This is a genomic window from Natranaerobius thermophilus JW/NM-WN-LF (genome assembly GCF_000020005.1).
Lineage (GTDB): Bacteria > Bacillota > Natranaerobiia > Natranaerobiales > Natranaerobiaceae > Natranaerobius > Natranaerobius thermophilus.
In genome coordinates this window covers 1,698,890-1,716,981 of sequence record NC_010718.1, presented here as the reverse complement: position 1 = coordinate 1,716,981, position 18,092 = coordinate 1,698,890, and the positions used below count along the sequence as shown (strand labels likewise).

The window sequence follows — 18,092 nt, the reverse complement described above, 5'->3', positions numbered from 1 at the left end:
GCCAAATCAATTATTGATAAGTAAAGGGAGTGAGATAGTTGTTTTATGGTTATGTGTTATTGCTCGCTGTAGCCGCATTAGTTTATTTTGGTGTTTTACAGCGAGTTTTGGATAGAATGGGACTTACGGACAAAATTGCCTTATGGTTTATCGCAGCTATGATTATTGGTGGCTTTCTGCCAGACATACCACTGGCCGATAATTTTGCTATTAACATAGGTGGTGGTATTGTTCCACTGGTTTTAGTTGGATATTTATTTTATAAAGCGGACAATAGAGAACGTTTGCGAAGTGCATTAGCTGCTGTAATAACTGGAATAGCTATATTTTATGCAATGAGAATTTTACCATTGGAGCCAACTTACGCTGGAATTCTTGATCCAACATTTACGTTTGGGATAATTGCCGGTGTCATTGCTTATATAGCAGGTAGATCCCGCCGGGGAGCTTTTATTGCTGGTATTACGGGAATTGTATTAAGTGATATTTTTGCCATGGCCGATGTTTTTATAAGAGGGGTTCAAGGCACCACTATCATAGGTGGAGCTGGAATATTTGATGCAGTAGTTTTGGCTGGCTTAATCTCTGTTGGTTTAGCTGAAATTGTTGGTGAAAGTTATGAACGTTTAACTGGTGGGCCAGACCAAAAAGATGATGACAACTTAGGTGATAGAGATAGATCCCAAACTCAAGATTTCAAACCAGACCTATCTCTACAAGAGACAAGTGAAGAACTGACCCAAAGCGAGGTGAAAGAAGATGAGGATAAAAACTCCGACGATACTTAAAATACATACAGCCAACTCGTATGATTATTTAGATCACAATTCGAAAGTTAAAACAATGATATATATTGCTTTTTGTTTCTTGTTCCTGATTACTTCTTGTTTTTCTGGAACCTTACAGGCACAACCACTTTATGAGAGAGAAGAAGGGTATTATACGGTTGTAGATGAAGATGATAATACAATATTAAAGACAGGTCGTCTTTTATCACCAGGAAATAAATACCTCAATCAGGACAATGAATTATATGAAATCACAGAAATCTCAGAGGACACAGCTCATGCAGAATTTGTAGAAGAGATAGAGCTGGCAGGTCAACAAATTGAGGAAGAAAATCAGCATGACCCATTAGAAGATAATTTCGTCAAGCGTGATGTGGTAATTACCGTACAGGATGAAGATAACGAAGGACCAGTGGGTATTTATCACAGTCATGGAGCAGAGAGTTTTGTTCCCAGTGAGGGTGAAGAGTCTATTGAAGAAGGTGGTGGTATCCTAGAAGTAGGCGAATCCATGGCCAATTCAATAGAAGAAGAAAATGTACCGGTAATTTGGTCCCAAGAGACCCATGTCCCCCATGACGCTGGTGCCTATGACAGATCTAGAAGAACAGTTGAAGAAATTATGCAGGAAAACCCTTCAGCATTGATTGATGTTCACAGAGACGCTGCACCGAGAGAGGAGTACAAAGCTGAAATTGAAGGCGAAGAAGGAGTACAAGTGCTGTTAGTCATAGGTCAACAGCAACAAAATATCCAAGAAACAGAAGAATATGCACAAAGGTTAAAAGCTACTGCCGACGAAATGCACCCGAATTTAGTTAAAGGCATTTTATACGCTGAAGGAAATTACAATCAGGATATGCATCCAAGGAATATTCTGGCGGAAATTGGTAGTCAAGAAACTACCAGAGAAGGAGCTGAAGAATCTGCCGAACTCTTCGGTAGTGTAGTTGTGGAAGAACTAAACGGCGGTAACGGCGATGATGATCTTAATGGCGCTGCCGGAGGACTGATTAACGGTGGTGGTGCCGGTAATGGTGGTGGCATTATGGGCCGTATCGGTAGTTCTATCTTATGGATAATTGGAGCCGTTGTTTTAGGAGGCATTATATTTGTGGCTATCAATGCTGGCAGTTTCGACGATATTAAACGCAAACTAAGCCAATTTGTATCCACTGAATTTGCCAACTATCTGGGTCCATTATTTAAAACCAAGAATAAGAATGAAAGCAACAGCGATCAAAAAACTGATGCCAAGGATAAGGACCATAACTCACAAAATTTAGATGACCGGGTTGAGGATGATGATTCCTGAAATAGAAATACAACTCCAAGCAATAGCATTAGGTACAGTTATCGGTACAGGGGCTCGTTACATATTACTAAGATCGGACTTTCGCATATATCCATCCTATCCCCATGGTAATGTCATTCATTTATCACTAGGATTCGTTGCAGCCTTTTTAGGAGCAGTAGCTATTCCTGCACTTTTGGAAGAAGAATACACAGCAGTAACCTTTTTGGCTCTAGCAGCTCAACAGTTCAGAGAAATAAGAAATATGGAAAGAGAAACTCTAACTAACTTAGAAAGTACAGAATTAGTTCCAAGAGGAAATCAATATATAGAAGGAATTTCTAAAGTTTTTGAAGCCAGGAATTATCTGGTTATGGCTGCTGCCTTGTTAACTAGTACTGCTACTTATTTGACAGTAAGCTCCTTAATTGGCGGGATTATAGGAGTTTCTGCTACTTTGGCCACATTCAGAATTATGAGAGGTAAAAAAGTTGGAGATTTTGCTGATATTCAATTAGGAGAGCTATCTTTTGACGATTCACTACTATTTGTTGAAGATATTCCAATGGTTAATTACGGTGATTCTCAGGTTCAAGAAACCATTTTAAATAAAGGATTTGGCTTAATCATAACACCTAAGAACGACAATGCCGGTGCTACACTTACCAATACTGGTCAAAGAATGGCAATTGTTCATGATGTGGCTTCAATGCTAGGAGTCTATAAAGATGTAAATACCGAAGAGTTTACTCCTGTTATCCGGAGAGATCTAGATACTGGGAGATTAGCTATGGTTATCATCCCACTAGAGGGAAATCCTGATTATTTAATTGAAGCAGTTAAATATGTTCCAATATTAGAAAGTGCTCTACGCTATCCTTTGAAATCAAGACCTGGTTATAAGGCAGGGAATGACAAATGAGAGAAAACATTATTGTTGCTTTAGTGACTATATACCCGGAAAAAGTTTCTAGTGGAACCATTCCGATTTTCTATGAAAATTCTAAAGAGGATGCTGAAAGAACAGCAAGAATAGTTGCCAGAATTACTCGAGGAATAGTACATAGTTTGGATAATGGTGTTTTAATAATTTCTAGTTGATTTATATTTGATTTAACAGAAACAGTCCAAACAATCAAACAAAAATTAAATGTGAAAGTTTGGGTGATAACATGAAAATAGTCTATCATTGTTTTGGAGGTACTCATTCTTCTGTGATAGCTGCTGCAATTCATGTGGGTTTATTGCCTCAAGGTTCAATACCCGATATAGATGAATTGGACTCTATCAGAATTTTTGACAGCCCTAAAAATATCATTCCAGGTCGTTTACATTTCTTTGGTGAGGATGAACAGCAAAACGAAATTTATTCCTGTGGCATGAAAAATAACTCTCATGTTGTTAAAAATGCCATAATAGATGTTATGGAAAAATACGGACTTGACTCAGGTGAACTGAAATTTGTAAACACTTTACCTTGTGTAAATTTAATGATGAGAATAGGTGGGTACACCAGCCAAAGATTAAATCTCACCAGTATAGGTAGACCATTGGTAATCAGGGGGTCATTAAAAGCCTATCAAGATATAGAAAAAACTGTTCATAATACACGCCAAGAATTACTGGGTAATACACAAGAAGAGGTTCAATAACCTCTTCTTTTTTCTTGACTCACAATTTTAATTGTAGGATAATCTAATATAGCTTACTGACAGTTGATGGCAAATATAAAATAAAATTTACAAGAATAAGAAGGTTGAAGGTGATAATATATGAGTAATGACACTACGAAAAAACATATAATCTCAGAAGTTTGGAATGAGTCAATAGCTAAAGAAGTTGGAATCAAACCTGGAGATGCACTGATAAGTATTAATGAATGCGAAATTAAAGATATTTTAGATTATTATTTTTTGACTAGTGATGATTTTATTGAAATTTTAATTGAAAAAGATTCAGGTGAAAATTGGTTAATTGAAATAGATAAGGAGTTTGACGAGCCATTAGGATTAATTTTTGATTCTCCGACTATCTCGCCAATAAAGAACTGCCAGAATAACTGTATTTTTTGTTTTGTAAATCAGCTACCCAGTGGTATGCGTAAAAGTTTATATGTCAAAGATGATGATTACAGATTGAGCCCTTTTCATGGCAATTATATAACTTTGACAAATATTAATGAAACGGAATTAGAAAGACTTGTTAACTATAGGATATCACCTATGTTTATATCTGTTCATACTACCAACCCTGAGTTAAGGCAGTATATGCTTAACAATCCTAGAGCATCTCAAATTAATAATTATCTATCCAAACTCAAAAATGCTGGCATTGAAATACACGGGCAGATTGTAATGTGTCCTGGTGTTAATGATGGAAAAGAGCTTGAGAAAACAATAGTAGATTTATCAAACTATTATCCTGAATTTCAAAGCCTAGCAGTAGTACCTGTAGGTTTAACAAAGCATAGAGAGGGAAATACTACTTTAAGGCCTGTAACATCCGAACAGTCACAAGAAGTTATCCAACAAGTTGAAGCCCTGCAAAACCAATTACTAATGAATCTAGGCACTCGATTTGTATTTTTAGCAGACGAGTTCTATTTAATGGCAGGACATGAATTACCATCAAATCAAGATTATGAAAATTTTCCGCAAATTGATAATGGTGTAGGATTGATAAGAAAATTTGAACAGGAAGTTAGAGAATCATTAAACAGTCTAACTTGCCAGGATAACATGAAAGTTAAAGAAACTGTCACAGGCACTGTTGTCACAGGAGAACTAGGTGAACAGATTATGCAAAATATTATCACACAAATTGAAAACAGCTGGGGAGAAACAAGCCTTAAAATTATCCCCATCAATAATAACTTTTTTGGTCCCCAGGTAACTGTGGCTGGACTAGTAACAGGCAGGGATATAATTGATCAAATTAAACCCAAGTTAGAAAAAGGGGAGATACAAACACCATTATTGATACCTAATGTTATGTTAAAGGACGGAGAAAATGTTTTTTTAGATGATTTGTCTATTGAGGCCCTGGAAACAGAGCTAGATATTAAAACTATAATTGTTCCTGTTAACGGTGAAAAATTTGTAAAGACCCTAAGAGATTTTTACTATACTGGCCTCTAGAAGGAGTTGATAAAAATGTCAGTAAAAGCTACAGTAGCTTTAGTAGGAAGACCTAATGTAGGTAAATCTGCTCTATTTAATAGAATTGTTGGTCAGAGAATTTCCATTGTAGACGATACCCCTGGAGTTACTAGAGATCGAATAGACGGTAAAGGTGAATGGAGTGGACATTCTTTTAATCTAATAGACACTGGGGGAATTTTTGACGAGGAAGATGACATTTTAAAACAGGTTGTTATACAAGCTGAAGTTGCTATTGATGAGGCAGATGTAATTGTTTTTGTGACAGATGGACGAGATGGAATAACTCCAGCTGATGAAGAGGTGGCTGCTACTTTAAGAAAAACCAAAAAACCCGTCCTTGTCGCTGTCAACAAAAGTGAAGGAAACTACGACCAATATGCTATGGAATTTTATCAACTTGGTTTTGAACAAGTAATATCAATATCAGCATTGCATGGTACAAATACCGGCCAATTACTGGATGAAATTGTTGAATTGTTACCGGAACAGGAATACGAAGAACTAAATTATCATGAAGACGATATTATGCTCTCTGTAATTGGTAGACCAAATGTAGGGAAGTCTTCTCTGATTAATAAGATCTTGAATAAAGAACGTTTGATTGTTAGTAATATGCCTGGTACAACTAGAGACGCAATTGACACTGTTATTGAAAGGGAAGACCAAAAGTATGTCTTTATTGACACAGCAGGGTTGAGGAAAAAATCTAAAATTGATGAAAGGTTAGAAAAGTATAGTGTCATTAGAAGTATCAAAGGAATGGAAAGAAGTAATATTGCATTGTTATTAATTGATGTTACTAAAGGAATTTTAGAACAAGATAAAAAAATTGCCGGCTTAGCTGAAGAAAAAGGGAAAGGTTTAATAATCCTATTAAATAAATGGGATGCCATTGAAAAAGATGGTAAAGCTGGTGACAAGTATTATGAAACAGTCAGGCTAGAGCTACCTAGTGTTAATTATGCACCGATAATGTTTTTATCTGCTCAAACTGGTAAAAATGTTGAGAAAATATTTCCTGTAATTGATAAAGTATCAAAAGAACACAGTAAAAGGATAACCACTGCTGATGTAAACCGTGTCATTGAGGATGCCGTCAATTATACTCCACCGCCATCTAAAAAGGGAAAAAGATTAAAAATATATTATGCTACCCAAGTGCGTACACGGCCTCCAACTTTTGTATTGTTTGTTAACAATCCAGAACTAATGAAAAATTCTTATAAGAGATATCTTCAGAATCAATTAAGAAGGGCTTTTGGATTTGAAGGAACTCCTATTCGCATCCTAGAAAGAGTGAAACAGAGGAGGTAATAAAATGTGGTTAATTCTTTTAGCCTATTTATTAGGGTCTATACCCGGTGGTTATATAATAGGAAAATTAACTCAAGGAATCGATATTCGCAATTATGGTAGCAAAAATGCAGGAGCTACTAATGTACTACGTACTTTAGGAAAAAAAGAAGCAATAATGACCCTGATTATTGATGGATTTAAAGGGTATATAATAATCACCATTGCTCAAGCATTGGAATTATCGTCTCTATTGGTGGTCATATCTGGGATCGCAGTGATAATAGGACATAACTGGCCTATCTTTTTCAAATTTCATGGTGGACGAGGTATAGCCACCAGTATAGGTATTATGGTTGGATTATCTTGGCAGGTATTTTTAACAGTTGTTTTAATTGGTGTTATACCTATCATAATTACTAAGTATGTATCCCTGGGCTCTGTCACAGGGGCTGTAATTTTTCCCTTTGTAATGTATTTATACGGTAATCCCATTGCATATGTTATCTTTGCATTTGTTATGAGCATTATGGCCATTATCAGACATATACCTAATATCAAAAGGTTATTAGCAGGAACTGAACGTAAGCTTAATGAAAAAGAGAATGCAAATGTTCGAGAAAATGGGGGTGAGTAGTTGTGTCTGTGTTTAGGGAAAGAATTGGAGTTATTGGTTCAGGAAGTTGGGGTACGGCCTTATCTATCTTATTAGCAAAAAATAATCACTCAGTAACTTTGTGGACTAGACGTGAAGAATTGTGTGAAACTCTTACAGCTACTAGGGAAAACAAAGAGTATTTACCGAATATAAAGCTTCCTGAAAATATACAAGTGACTTATGAACTTGAACAAGCTGTAAAAGATAAACAAGTTTTAATTTTTGTAGTTCCGACCCATGCAATGCGCGAGACTGCTGAACAAGTTAAACAGTTTCTAGAAGATGATACCTTGATAATAAGCGCCTCTAAAGGGTTTGAGATCGAAACTTTACATACCATGAGTCAAGTTTTAGCAGATACTTTATTTAAAGGAGATAATTCTAGAATTGCAGTTTTATCAGGTCCAAATCATGCTGAAGAAGTCAGCAAAGAAATACCATCAGCTACTGTGATCGCATCAAAAAAACGCTCTGTGGCTGAAAAATTACAAGGTATTTTTATGAGTTCTAGATTTAGAGTTTATACAAATCCCGATGTCATTGGAGTGGAAATGGGAGGAGCTCTAAAAAATATTATGGCTTTAGGTTCAGGAATTTCCGATGGGCTTGGTTTCGGGGATAACACTAAAGCTGCTTTTATGACTAGAGGGATTTACGAAATATCGCGGTTGGGAATAACTCAAGGTGCACGTCCTATGACTTTTGCGGGTTTATCTGGTATCGGTGATTTAATAGTTACATGTACAAGTGATCATTCACGTAATCGAAGAGCAGGAAAGCTTTTGGGAAGTGGTAAAAAACTAGAAGACATCCTAGCAACTACTAATATGGTAGTTGAAGGTGTGAAGACTACAAAAGCCGCTTATTATTTGGCTGAGAAAACAGGTACTGAAATGCCTATTACCAAAGAAATTTATAATATCCTTTTTCACGATAAGTCTCCTGAATATGGAGTTAGCAGTTTGATGGAAAGAGTGAGAACTAATGAAATGGAAGAAGTAGTTGATTGGGAATTATGGGAAGAGTAATCTAAAGTGTAGAGTTTTAGAGTTAGACATTAAAAAGCCCATCTCTTTGAGATGGGCTTTTTGTAATTAATATTCTTCATCGTCTTCAAAGTATTCACTTTCGTCTATTTCTATTTCATCTTGATAATTCTCTTCACCGGCGGAGTATGGTTTCCTTCTTCTTCGGCGTTTTGATATAACTGGTATATCCTCTGATCTGCCACAAACTTGATTAGCACATCCGATAACGAAAACTACCCCTTTAATACCTTTCGGTACCTTCCAGAAGAATTTAACCTGCCTTTCTTCATCAACGGTAACTGCTTGAATTAATTCTGTATCTTCTTGTTCTGGAGTAAACAGTAAAAACGCTTCATCTACTGGAATGGAAAAGGTGGCTTTTACAATAGTTTTTGGAGCTAAGAGGACACGATTTCTTTTTTCTGGTAATTCGCGTTTTTTCTTATCAAAGAATTCAACGTCTTCAACTTTAGGAATTCTATCTTCTACTTTCTTTGGGATGCAAATTTGATCTCCTGGAAAAATTAAATCTGGATCATCAATTTGAGGATTTAATTCAATTAAACGGTCTAAATCTACGCAAAACCGTCGGGCTATTTTAAAAAGTGTATCAGTAGGTCTAACCGTGTAAATGAAACCTGGACACTCAGGTGGCTTCCTGCGTCCACGTTCTTTCCAGTGTCTACTCAAAAAATCACCTCCTGATTTTTATTACAAACTATGCTATTCACTTTTGAATAGTGAACTTTTTCTGATGAAGGAAACTAATGTTATCTCAACTATCAGAAAATTCCCTGATATTGCTTTGAATTTCTTTGGAATCTATGATACCTGTACCTTGACTTTCTCTATTCACACCGGGAATTTCCCTGGCATTACCCATCAACAATGACTTTATCTCATCTGGCTCAAGGTCTTTATTATAATGAAGTAGTTGTGCTATAGCTCCCACACAAATAGGAGTAGCCATAGAAGTTCCAGAGAAGATGAAACGATCTTCACCTATTCTAGAACCTGGTTCAACTTTATCTAGGAATGAACTTGGAGATCTTAATGAAACTATGTCAACTCCAGGGGCGACTACATCGGGTTTTTTGTGACCATCTCTAGTGGGTCCACGACTTGAAAAATCAGCTATTATATTATCTTCGGGATAATCAGCATTCCTATCATTTGAAGCACCAACAGTAATAATCTGAGGATGAATACCTGGCGAATTTATAGTTTCGTTATCTGGTCCGCTGTTGCCGGCAGCAGCGCAGACAACAATACCTGCTTCCCAAGCCTTTTCAACCATTTGGCAAAGAGGATCGTCACGGTAAGACTCTTGAGTAGGAAAACCAAGGGATAAATTCATAATTTGTAAGTTTAGATTTTCTTTGTTTTCAATACACCATTGGATTCCATCTAAAACATTTGAAAGTCTGCCAGACCCAAGTTTGTTTAAAACTTTTACTCCTACAATTTCAGCCTTTGGGGCTACCCCTCCAAAATCTTCATTTTGTTTGCTAGCAATGCAACCTGCTACATGAGTTCCGTGCCCGTTGTCATCGTAAGTTTTCTTGCCATTATTTACGAAATCCCGAAACTTTTTGATTCTATTTTCAAAACAAGGATGTTCATAAACACCAGTATCCAAGACAGCAATTGTAACTTTCTCTCCAGTCAATTCTAAATCCCACAGTTTATTGGCATTTACTGTTTTAGAAGCTTTTTCGAGTAATCCAGTGACTTCGCCGTCGTACCAAACTTTAATAACTTTGTCATCTGCAAGCAATTTCTTTAATTGCACTTCAGTGAGGTCGGTAGAAAAAGAGAAAATAGTATAATATTTCTTCTTAATACGACATTGAGCCAGACTTGCTACTTGGTCCATAATTGTCAGATTATCCTTAGTAAATTTAACTTGTACGATCACAGGAAACTTACGAATTTTTTTCTTTATCTGCTTATATGAATTGTAAAAAACAGTAGGCACCATCTTAGATGGCTTATAATTCTCGTATAGCTCATTTTTTAACTTGGGGCATAATTTATAATTGTAATTTGGTATCCAAGCACTATCTCTTATCATTTAGTTCCCCCTCCATACATATAAATTGTAATAATTCACTTTATGTAGAGGGGAAAAAATTTGTTAACTTTTCGAGATTAAATGAGATTTTATAAATTTTGTTCTAAATTAAAATTTATATTTATAAGATTTTAATCAAGCAAGAATAATTGTCCATTAATATAAATATATATTTAGTGGTCTGGTAAATGCGATTAATAGAAAAACAGGAGGGATAAGCCAATCTGAAATTAAGATGTTGATTATTTAATTATATTTAAAGGAGGGGAGAGGTGAATGAACAAATTTGACCTGTATGAGGATATTGCCAAAAGAACGGAAGGAGACATATACCTAGGTTTAGTAGGTCCCGTTCGAACAGGCAAATCCACTTTTATTAAAAGATTCATGGAGACTATAGTGATGCCATATATTCAGGACTCTAATCAATTAGAGAGGGCAAGAGATGAGCTTCCTCAAAGCAGTGGTGGCAAACAAATTATGACAACTGAGCCCAAATTCATTCCCGATGAAGCTGTTGATGTCGTAATAGGTGAAAATATTACCATGAAGGTAAAAATGATCGATTGTGTTGGTTATATGGTTGAAGGAGCTATCGGATATGAAGATGAAGAGGGGCCAAGGATGGTATCAACTCCTTGGTTTGATGAGGAAATACCTTTCGAAGAAGCGGCGGAAATTGGAACTCAAAAAGTAATCCAAGAACATTCTACTATGGGCATTGTAGTTACTACTGATGGTTCTATTACAGGAATTTCTAGAGAAAATTATTTAGAAGCAGAAGATCAAGTAATTGAAGAGTTAAAAGAAATTGGCAAACCTTTTGTTGTTGTCTTGAACAGTACCGATCCATATAGTGAGGATGCTTTAGAAATTAAGGAAGAATTAACGGAAAAACACAATGTACCAGTAATTCCTGTTAATATATTAGAGATGAGAGAAGAAGAAATAAATCAAATTTTACAAGAAGTACTTTATGAATTTCCTGTAAAAGAAGTTAGTATTAACCTGCCCAATTGGGTTGAAGAGTTAGAGCCTGACCACTGGCTTAGAGAGAGTTTTGAGTCTTCCATTAAAGAAAGCATAGAAAAGGTTACTCGGTTAAGAGATATAAACCAAGTAGTTGATGATCTTGAAGAACTAGAATACTCCGAACAGGTAGATCTTGAACAAATGGATTTAGGCAGCGGTCATGCTGTGATTGATATCTTGGCATCTGAAGAATTATTTGAACAAATATTATCTGAAATCAGTGGTGAACAAATTGATAGTAAGGGAGATTTATTGCGAATTTTCCAAGAGTTTGCCCATGCAAAGAAAGAATTTGACAAAGTGGAAGAAGCTTTAGAAACTGTTAAAGACTCGGGATATGGAGTTGTACCACCTAGTTTAGAAGAAATGACATTAGAAGAACCTGAAATTGTTAGACATGGTAATAGATTTGGAGTTCGACTAAAAGCAAGCGCACCAAGTATACACATGGTTAGAGTCAACGTTCAAAGCGAATTTTCACCAATTGTAGGTACAGAAAAACAAAGTGAAGATTTAGTAAATTATATCATGGAAGAATTTGAAGAAAATCCCGAAAAGATCTGGGAACGGGATATATTTGGTAAGAGTTTACACAGTGTAGTTCAAGACGGAATAGGAAAGAAATTAGATAATATGCCTCCTAATGCTAGAGAAAAATTAAAAGAGACTCTGGAAAAAGTGATCAATGAAGGAAGTGGCGGATTGATTGCCATCATCTTATAATTAAAACCCTGCGTCTTTCCTGACGCAGGGAATTTTCATTTATATGTTCATTACAAAAAGGTCGGTAAATCGATTTAATATGATATTCATTTGATAATAACTTTTTTTATTATGCATAAGTATTATAAAAAGACTAATTGTACAAGGAGGATTTTAATGAAAATTAATGAAAATAGATTGCCATATCTATTGTTGCAAGACTCACAAAAATATATTGCTAAACTTAGTCAGCAACAACTTCTTTTGAAATCATCTGATAACTCTGAAGTATCACTAACAGATTCTGTGGATGAATTTTTAATTTGTCCAAGAGATAATTATTTTAACTTTTTAATATTGAAAGAAGATAAAGTATGGAATGGGGAACTGCAAGACTTAACAAATCCCCAAACTTCATTACAATTTACACCACTATTTCAAAAAGGTTATGAAAATTTAAGTTTAGGGACATTTGTTTCGAATTCTAAACACTCTCCCGCAAATACTTTGCTTTTTTGTACTTCCAAAGATCAGGATACAACCAAACTGCTCTACTGGGAAAAAAAAGATAAATGGACCGGTCCAATAAACATTGCTAGTGGGCAGGATATTATTCTAACTAATTCATCGTGTCAGATAGATGAAAAGGGTAATGCTCATTTAGTATATGTAATAAAAAACGGTCATCAAGAATTACTACTACAGCGGCAATTGTCACAAAATCGTAAATGGAGTAATCCAATTGTGATTACTCAAAATAATGTCAGTGAAAGTTTACACGAACCTGTTCTACTTAATTATGATAATAAGTTAATTACCTTTTGGATTGGAGATAGGGGAGCGAAGAAACAACTATACTATACTGAAACAAGTAAAGATAATTACTTCAACTGGAATGAGCCTAATTGTATCAAACAGGTGCAGGGTAACAATACTCTTGTCTATTTAACCCCAGGATGCTCAAATAAAGAACTATGGGTAGTTTACAAGACCAGTACTTACAGAGAAGGATATATCAAAAAAGCAAGTGATGGTGAATGGCAACAAATTAATATTCCTAAAAATCTTAAAGAAATAAGAAGTTGCCAGCTTATTGAAAATAATTGCAGTCAGAGAGCTTTAGCAAATCTATATGAAGATGAATTATGGAAACCGGGAATGGAAAATGGATATAACTCCCAAGAGAGGGATAGTAATTATCAACCGAAACAAAAAAAATTATCCCAGTCTTCTTTAAATTTTGCTCGAAACAAAAAAGATGTTCAACATTCGGAAAAGAATAATTATAATACTAAGACTAGACAAAGCAAAACAAGCTGGTATGGAGGGCCCTCTCCAAAAAACCCTAGAAAAATGCTCACTGAAACTCTTAAATCTAAAGGGTATTCAAAACAGATTTCAAACATGGAAAAAACCAACAGACCGAACAGTCAAACTCCAAATAAAGAATTAAAAAAACTCTCTAAGCAATTACATTCTCTACAAAAAGAAAAGCAAATTCTGGCAGATAATTATGATAAGTTAAATCAAAAACTTGAGACTATAGAAGCTGAAAAAGAAGAGTTAATTAACAAAATTAACGGACTAGAAGAACAGTTGAATAATATACAAGAAGAAAATAATAATAAAAAATCTCTTTGGAGCAAATTGTTTAGATGACCTAAATTAACCATATTTTGTTCATAAATAACATAAATCAACATTACTAGGTCTAAAGGACAATATTACTATTCCTCCTACACAATTTTCAATAAGACAACCATAGTAACAAATAACTATTTTGCAATAACGATTTGTTTTAGTTAAGCTGATAAAAAATTAAGGTGTAGGAGGGATAGTTTTGAAAAAAGTAGTTTTAACTTTAATAATGACTTTAGTATTAGGTTTAACCTTTGGAAGCACTGTATCAGCTTATTCCGATTCTTTAACAAGAGAGGAATGGTCTCAATGGTGGAGTAGGGGCTTTGATACTAGTAGTGTAGATCAAGAACCTGAAGAGACTAGTGATGAGGAAGAAGTAAAAGAAGTAGAGAAGGATTATCAAGATAATGCTTCTAATGAACAAGACGAAGAAAAACAAAAAGAAGAAAAGGACGACGACACCCAATCATACTCTGGAAGATTTAATTGGTTAATTAATGAATTATTTAATAAAGATAATTCAAAGGATAATCAAGAAGAATCTCAAAAAGGTAAAAAAGATTCCCATGCTGATGTAGGTAATGGGGTTGATGGTATGACAGAAGAAGAACAAAAAATGTTTGAAAAAGTTAATAAAGAAAGAGCACAACAAGGGCTTGAACCTTATGAATTTAGTCCTGAACTCAGTGAAGTTGCCCGCAAAAAGTCTTTAGATATGGTAGAAAATGATTATTTTGATCATGAATCACCTACATATGGTAGCCCCGGGGAAATGGTACGAAATCAAGGATATCAATTTTCTCTAATTAGAGAAAATATCGCAACTGCTGGAAGCATTACAACTGCACATGCACAATTAATGGCAAGTTCTGCACATAGATCTGCTATTCTAGGTAGTAATTACACTTATGTTGGTATTGGAGTAGTAGAAACTGAACGTGGAGGAGTCATGATAACGCAATTATTTGGAAAAAAATAAAATACTCAAATGGCCATCATAAAGCCCTGTGGCGGTAATAGGTTAAATCCTGAAAAGAGCTTGGGTCTTTTCAGGATTTTTATTTGTTGTTACAATAACATTTGTGTAACAAATAATTCACATAAAAAATTATAAAATCAGTCAATGCAGTGAGGTGTTAATAATGCCCATTTATACAGTAACTTCTTGGTAATTCGAAATGGTTTTGACTAACAGTCTGTGAGAACGATTAATATTCTCTAATAAGATTTGGCTTTTAATGGTGGAAGTGATAAAATACATGTGGTAAGGGTAGAATAAAGTATGGGTTTTAACCTTGGGATTTTTTGACTTGCGATTATTAGTTTGTTACAATTCTTTATTGTTTGCAAACTTAAAGATAGCAAATTCTGAGGAGGGAAAATTGAAAAGGGAGATGATATGGTGACAAAAACGCAAATCGAAGTGAACAATGTTTACAAAATTTTTGGACCAAGACCAGATCGAGTCTTTCCACTACTTGAAAAAGGTATGACCAAAGATGAAATTTTAAGAAAAACAGGAAACACTGTCGGAGTAAACGATGCAAGCTTTGATGTTAAAGAAGGCGAAATCTTTGTAATCATGGGTTTATCTGGTAGTGGCAAGTCAACACTTATTAGGTGTATTAATCGACTCATTGAACCAACTAGAGGCGAAGTCCTGATCGGTGGAGAAGATATTTTACAGATGGATAATGAAAAACTTAGACAAGTAAGACGTGCCAAACTTGGCATGGTATTTCAGCACTTCGCTTTGTTTCCTCACAGAACTGTACTTGATAATGTTACCTACGGTTTAGAAGTTCAAAATGTTGATCAAGAAAAACGCCAAGAAGTAGGCATGAAGGCATTAGATCAAGTTGGCTTAAAAGATTATGCAAAATCAAAACCAAGCGGCTTGAGTGGTGGAATGCAACAGCGTGTCGGCCTTGCCAGGGCATTAGCATTAGATCCAGACATTTTACTAATGGATGAACCATTTAGTGCCTTAGACCCGCTGATTAGGCGCGATATGCAGAGTGAATTGTTAGAATTACAATCAAGAGTTAATAAAACAATTTTATTCATTACACACGACTTGGACGAGGCTTTGAAACTAGGGGACAGAATCGCTATCATGAGAGATGGCGTTATAGTGCAAATTGGTGAGCCAGAAGAAATTCTTTCAAATCCTGCTAATGAGTATGTAGAAAACTTTGTCAGAGATGTTAACAGACTAAAAATACTTACTGCAGGAAGTATAATGGAGAAACCTGATGTAACAGTAAATATCAGCGACGGTCCTAGAAAAGTTCTTCGAGTATTGGAAAAAGAAGGTTTCTCCAATGCTTATGTTGTAGATCGTCAAAAACGAGTTAAAGGTGTAATTAAAGATACTGGAGCTTTAGAGGCTCTAAAAAACAATGAAAAAACAATTGAAAACTATCTGATCACTGATTATCCATCAACATCAGAAGATACTCCACTTAATGAACTGTTACAAACAGCTTCGGAGTCAGACTACCCTATAGCAGTCGTAGATGAAGAAGATAAATTGCAAGGGCTGATTGTCAGGGTATCAGTTCTGGCCTCATTAGCTGAAGGAGAAGGAAGTGATAACGATGATTCCTAGAATACCTATTGGAGACTGGTTTGAAAGTATTATAGACTGGATAGAAGAAGTTTTTGCTGTCTTGTTTGATATTATTGATGTTGTGATTGAAGCTATCGTTGGATCTTTCATGTACGTTTTCGATACAATTTCAGTTCAATTATCACCATTCGTAGTAATTATTTTGCTAGCAGCTTTAGCATGGAGATTAAGTGGACTAGGAGTTGGAATTTTCACTTTACTGGGCTTTAGCCTTATAGTAAGTATGGACCTATGGGAACCGACTATGGTTACCTTTTCAATGATCTTAACTGCAGGTATTGTGGCTTTAGGACTTGGAATACCCATTGGTATTCTGGCATCAAAAAATGAAGTAGTAAATACAATTGTACGACCGGTTCTCGACTTTATGCAGACCATGCCAGCTTTCGTCTATCTGATTCCGGCAGTTATATTCTTTAGCCTTGGTTTGGTTCCAGGAGTTATAGCCACAGTTATCTTTGCTATGCCTCCTGCAATTAGGCTAACTAACTTTGGAATTAGGCAAGTGGATAAGGAAGTAATTGAGGCAGGTCGAGCTTTTGGATCAACATCAAGTCAGCTATTATTTAAAGTACAACTGCCTTTGGCTGTCCCAACAATTATGGCTGGTGTTAACCAAACAATTATGCTGTCACTTTCCATGGTTGTTATCGCATCCATGATCGGTGCCGGTGGTTTAGGTAATATTGTATTAAGAGGTATAACACAGCTGGACATAGGAACAGGTTTTGAAGGTGGTTTATCTGTAGTTATTTTAGCAATATTCTTAGATAGAATCACTCAAAGTCTTCAATAATGTTTCAAAATGAGTGAAAACACCTTTTTAAAAGGTGAACATATAGTTTTCAATCAATCTATGAAGTTCAGTATCAAAAAAAGGGAGGGGTTAGAATCATGAGTAAGAAGCTGATTTTAGTTTTAGCAACAGTATTTTTAGTAGGAACTATTGGTTTAGCTGGTTGTGATGAGCCAGCTCAAGATGGGGACCCAGAAGGAACCCAAGAGGAGATTGAATTAGCGTATGTTAACTGGGCATGTGCTGAAGCCCAAACACATGTAGCCCAAGAAGTAATTGAAAGCGAATTGGGATACGATGTGGAGATTACAATGGCAGATGCTGGTCCTATTTGGGCTGACGTAGCTGCAGGAAACCAAGACGGAATGGTTTGTGCTTGGTTACCAGTAACGCAAGGTGAGTACGATGATGAATATGATGGCGATGTAGACAACTTAGGACCAGTTTATGAAGGAGCTAGAATTGGCTTAGTTGTTCCTGAATACGTAGATATCGATAGTATTGAAGAGATGGATGAAATCGCTGATGAATTAGATAATGAAATAGTTGGAATCGAACCCGGTGCAGGAATTATGATTAATACTGATGAAGCACTTGAAGAGTACGACAGTCTAGCCGAGTTTGAATTGATTGATAGTTCCGATGCAGGAATGACTACATCTTTAAGTGATGCTGTAGACAATGAAGAGCCAATTGTTGTTACAGGATGGACACCACATTGGAAATTTGCCGAGTGGGATCTTGAATTCTTAGAAGATCCATTGAATGTATACGGAGAAGAAGAACATATAGCTGCAGTTGCAAGACAAGGGCTAGAAGATGATGCCCCAGATGTTTACGAATTCCTTGATAACTACATCATGGATGACGATCAGATTGGTGAGGTAATGGGTATGATTGAAGAAACTGATGACCCTGAAGCATCTGCCGAAGAATGGGTTGAAGAGAATCAAGATGTTGTTCAAGAATGGTTAGATTAATCTAATCAAATTA

General features: G+C 35.7%; 17 protein-coding genes. 15 read left to right on the top strand and 2 right to left on the bottom strand.

Annotated features, from left to right (window positions below):
• The first annotated feature begins 38 nt into the window (after positions 1–38).
• From NTHER_RS08265 to NTHER_RS08225, 9 genes are all read left to right on the top strand, one after another.
• Entirely contained in the window at positions 39–788 is a 750-nt protein-coding gene (locus NTHER_RS08265; protein WP_012448078.1) for a DUF1614 domain-containing protein, read from the top strand.
• A complete protein-coding gene (spoIIP, locus tag NTHER_RS08260) occupies positions 760–2,103 on the top strand; it encodes a stage II sporulation protein P (RefSeq protein WP_012448077.1) in 1,344 nt (447 codons plus the stop codon). The genes NTHER_RS08265 and spoIIP overlap by 29 nt, the downstream gene beginning before the upstream one ends.
• Complete coding sequence (locus NTHER_RS08255) at positions 2,093–3,004, top strand: YIEGIA family protein (protein WP_012448076.1); 912 nt, start codon at positions 2,093–2,095, stop codon at positions 3,002–3,004. Before spoIIP ends, NTHER_RS08255 begins: the two co-directional genes overlap by 11 nt.
• A complete protein-coding gene (locus tag NTHER_RS08250) occupies positions 3,001–3,183 on the top strand; it encodes a capping complex subunit for YIEGIA (RefSeq protein WP_012448075.1) in 183 nt (60 codons plus the stop codon). Before NTHER_RS08255 ends, NTHER_RS08250 begins: the two co-directional genes overlap by 4 nt.
• A 71-nt stretch (positions 3,184–3,254) precedes the next feature.
• The gene (locus tag NTHER_RS08245) at positions 3,255–3,734 is read left to right on the top strand and encodes a DUF3189 family protein (RefSeq protein ID WP_012448074.1); all 480 of its coding nucleotides are present in this window, start codon (positions 3,255–3,257) and stop codon (positions 3,732–3,734) included.
• 120 nt (positions 3,735–3,854) lie between these two features.
• Positions 3,855–5,219, top strand: coding sequence for a DUF512 domain-containing protein (locus tag NTHER_RS08240; RefSeq protein WP_012448073.1), 1,365 nt, complete (start codon positions 3,855–3,857; stop codon positions 5,217–5,219).
• A 15-nt stretch (positions 5,220–5,234) separates the two neighbouring features.
• Complete coding sequence (gene der, locus NTHER_RS08235; protein WP_012448072.1) at positions 5,235–6,557, top strand: ribosome biogenesis GTPase Der; 1,323 nt, start codon at positions 5,235–5,237, stop codon at positions 6,555–6,557.
• Between the two features lie 4 nt (positions 6,558–6,561).
• Complete coding sequence (gene plsY, locus NTHER_RS08230) at positions 6,562–7,173, top strand: glycerol-3-phosphate 1-O-acyltransferase PlsY (RefSeq protein ID WP_012448071.1); 612 nt, start codon at positions 6,562–6,564, stop codon at positions 7,171–7,173.
• A gap of 2 nt (positions 7,174–7,175) precedes the next feature.
• Positions 7,176–8,222, top strand: a complete 1,047-nt coding sequence (locus tag NTHER_RS08225) for an NAD(P)H-dependent glycerol-3-phosphate dehydrogenase (RefSeq protein WP_012448070.1) — start codon at positions 7,176–7,178, stop codon at positions 8,220–8,222.
• A gap of 66 nt (positions 8,223–8,288) precedes the next feature.
• Here the strand turns inward: NTHER_RS08225 and NTHER_RS15240 are convergent, their stop codons facing one another.
• Complete coding sequence (locus NTHER_RS15240) at positions 8,289–8,912, bottom strand: LysM peptidoglycan-binding domain-containing protein (RefSeq protein WP_012448069.1); 624 nt, start codon at positions 8,910–8,912, stop codon at positions 8,289–8,291.
• Positions 8,913–8,997: 85 nt separating this feature from the next.
• Positions 8,998–10,296, bottom strand: a complete 1,299-nt coding sequence (locus tag NTHER_RS08215) for a S8 family peptidase (protein WP_012448068.1) — start codon at positions 10,294–10,296, stop codon at positions 8,998–9,000.
• A 276-nt stretch (positions 10,297–10,572) separates the two neighbouring features.
• Here NTHER_RS08215 and spoIVA point away from each other — a divergent pair, with 276 nt between their 5' ends.
• The 6 genes from spoIVA (at position 10,573) to NTHER_RS08185 (ending at position 18,079) form a co-directional block, all read left to right on the top strand.
• Positions 10,573–12,051, top strand: a complete 1,479-nt coding sequence (spoIVA, locus tag NTHER_RS08210; protein ID WP_012448067.1) for a stage IV sporulation protein A — start codon at positions 10,573–10,575, stop codon at positions 12,049–12,051.
• Positions 12,052–12,207: 156 nt separating this feature from the next.
• On the top strand, positions 12,208–13,689 hold the full coding sequence (locus tag NTHER_RS08205) for a hypothetical protein (protein ID WP_012448066.1): 1,482 nt from the start codon (positions 12,208–12,210) through the stop codon (positions 13,687–13,689).
• Between the two features lie 181 nt (positions 13,690–13,870).
• A complete protein-coding gene (locus tag NTHER_RS15235; protein WP_012448065.1) occupies positions 13,871–14,650 on the top strand; it encodes a CAP domain-containing protein in 780 nt (259 codons plus the stop codon).
• 420 nt (positions 14,651–15,070) lie between these two features.
• On the top strand, positions 15,071–16,282 hold the full coding sequence (locus NTHER_RS08195; RefSeq protein ID WP_012448064.1) for a quaternary amine ABC transporter ATP-binding protein: 1,212 nt from the start codon (positions 15,071–15,073) through the stop codon (positions 16,280–16,282).
• Positions 16,272–17,099, top strand: a complete 828-nt coding sequence (locus tag NTHER_RS08190; protein ID WP_041367017.1) for an ABC transporter permease — start codon at positions 16,272–16,274, stop codon at positions 17,097–17,099. The genes NTHER_RS08195 and NTHER_RS08190 overlap by 11 nt, the downstream gene beginning before the upstream one ends.
• 98 nt (positions 17,100–17,197) lie before the next feature.
• Complete coding sequence (locus NTHER_RS08185; RefSeq protein ID WP_012448062.1) at positions 17,198–18,079, top strand: glycine betaine ABC transporter substrate-binding protein; 882 nt, start codon at positions 17,198–17,200, stop codon at positions 18,077–18,079.
• Positions 18,080–18,092: the final 13 nt, after the last annotated feature.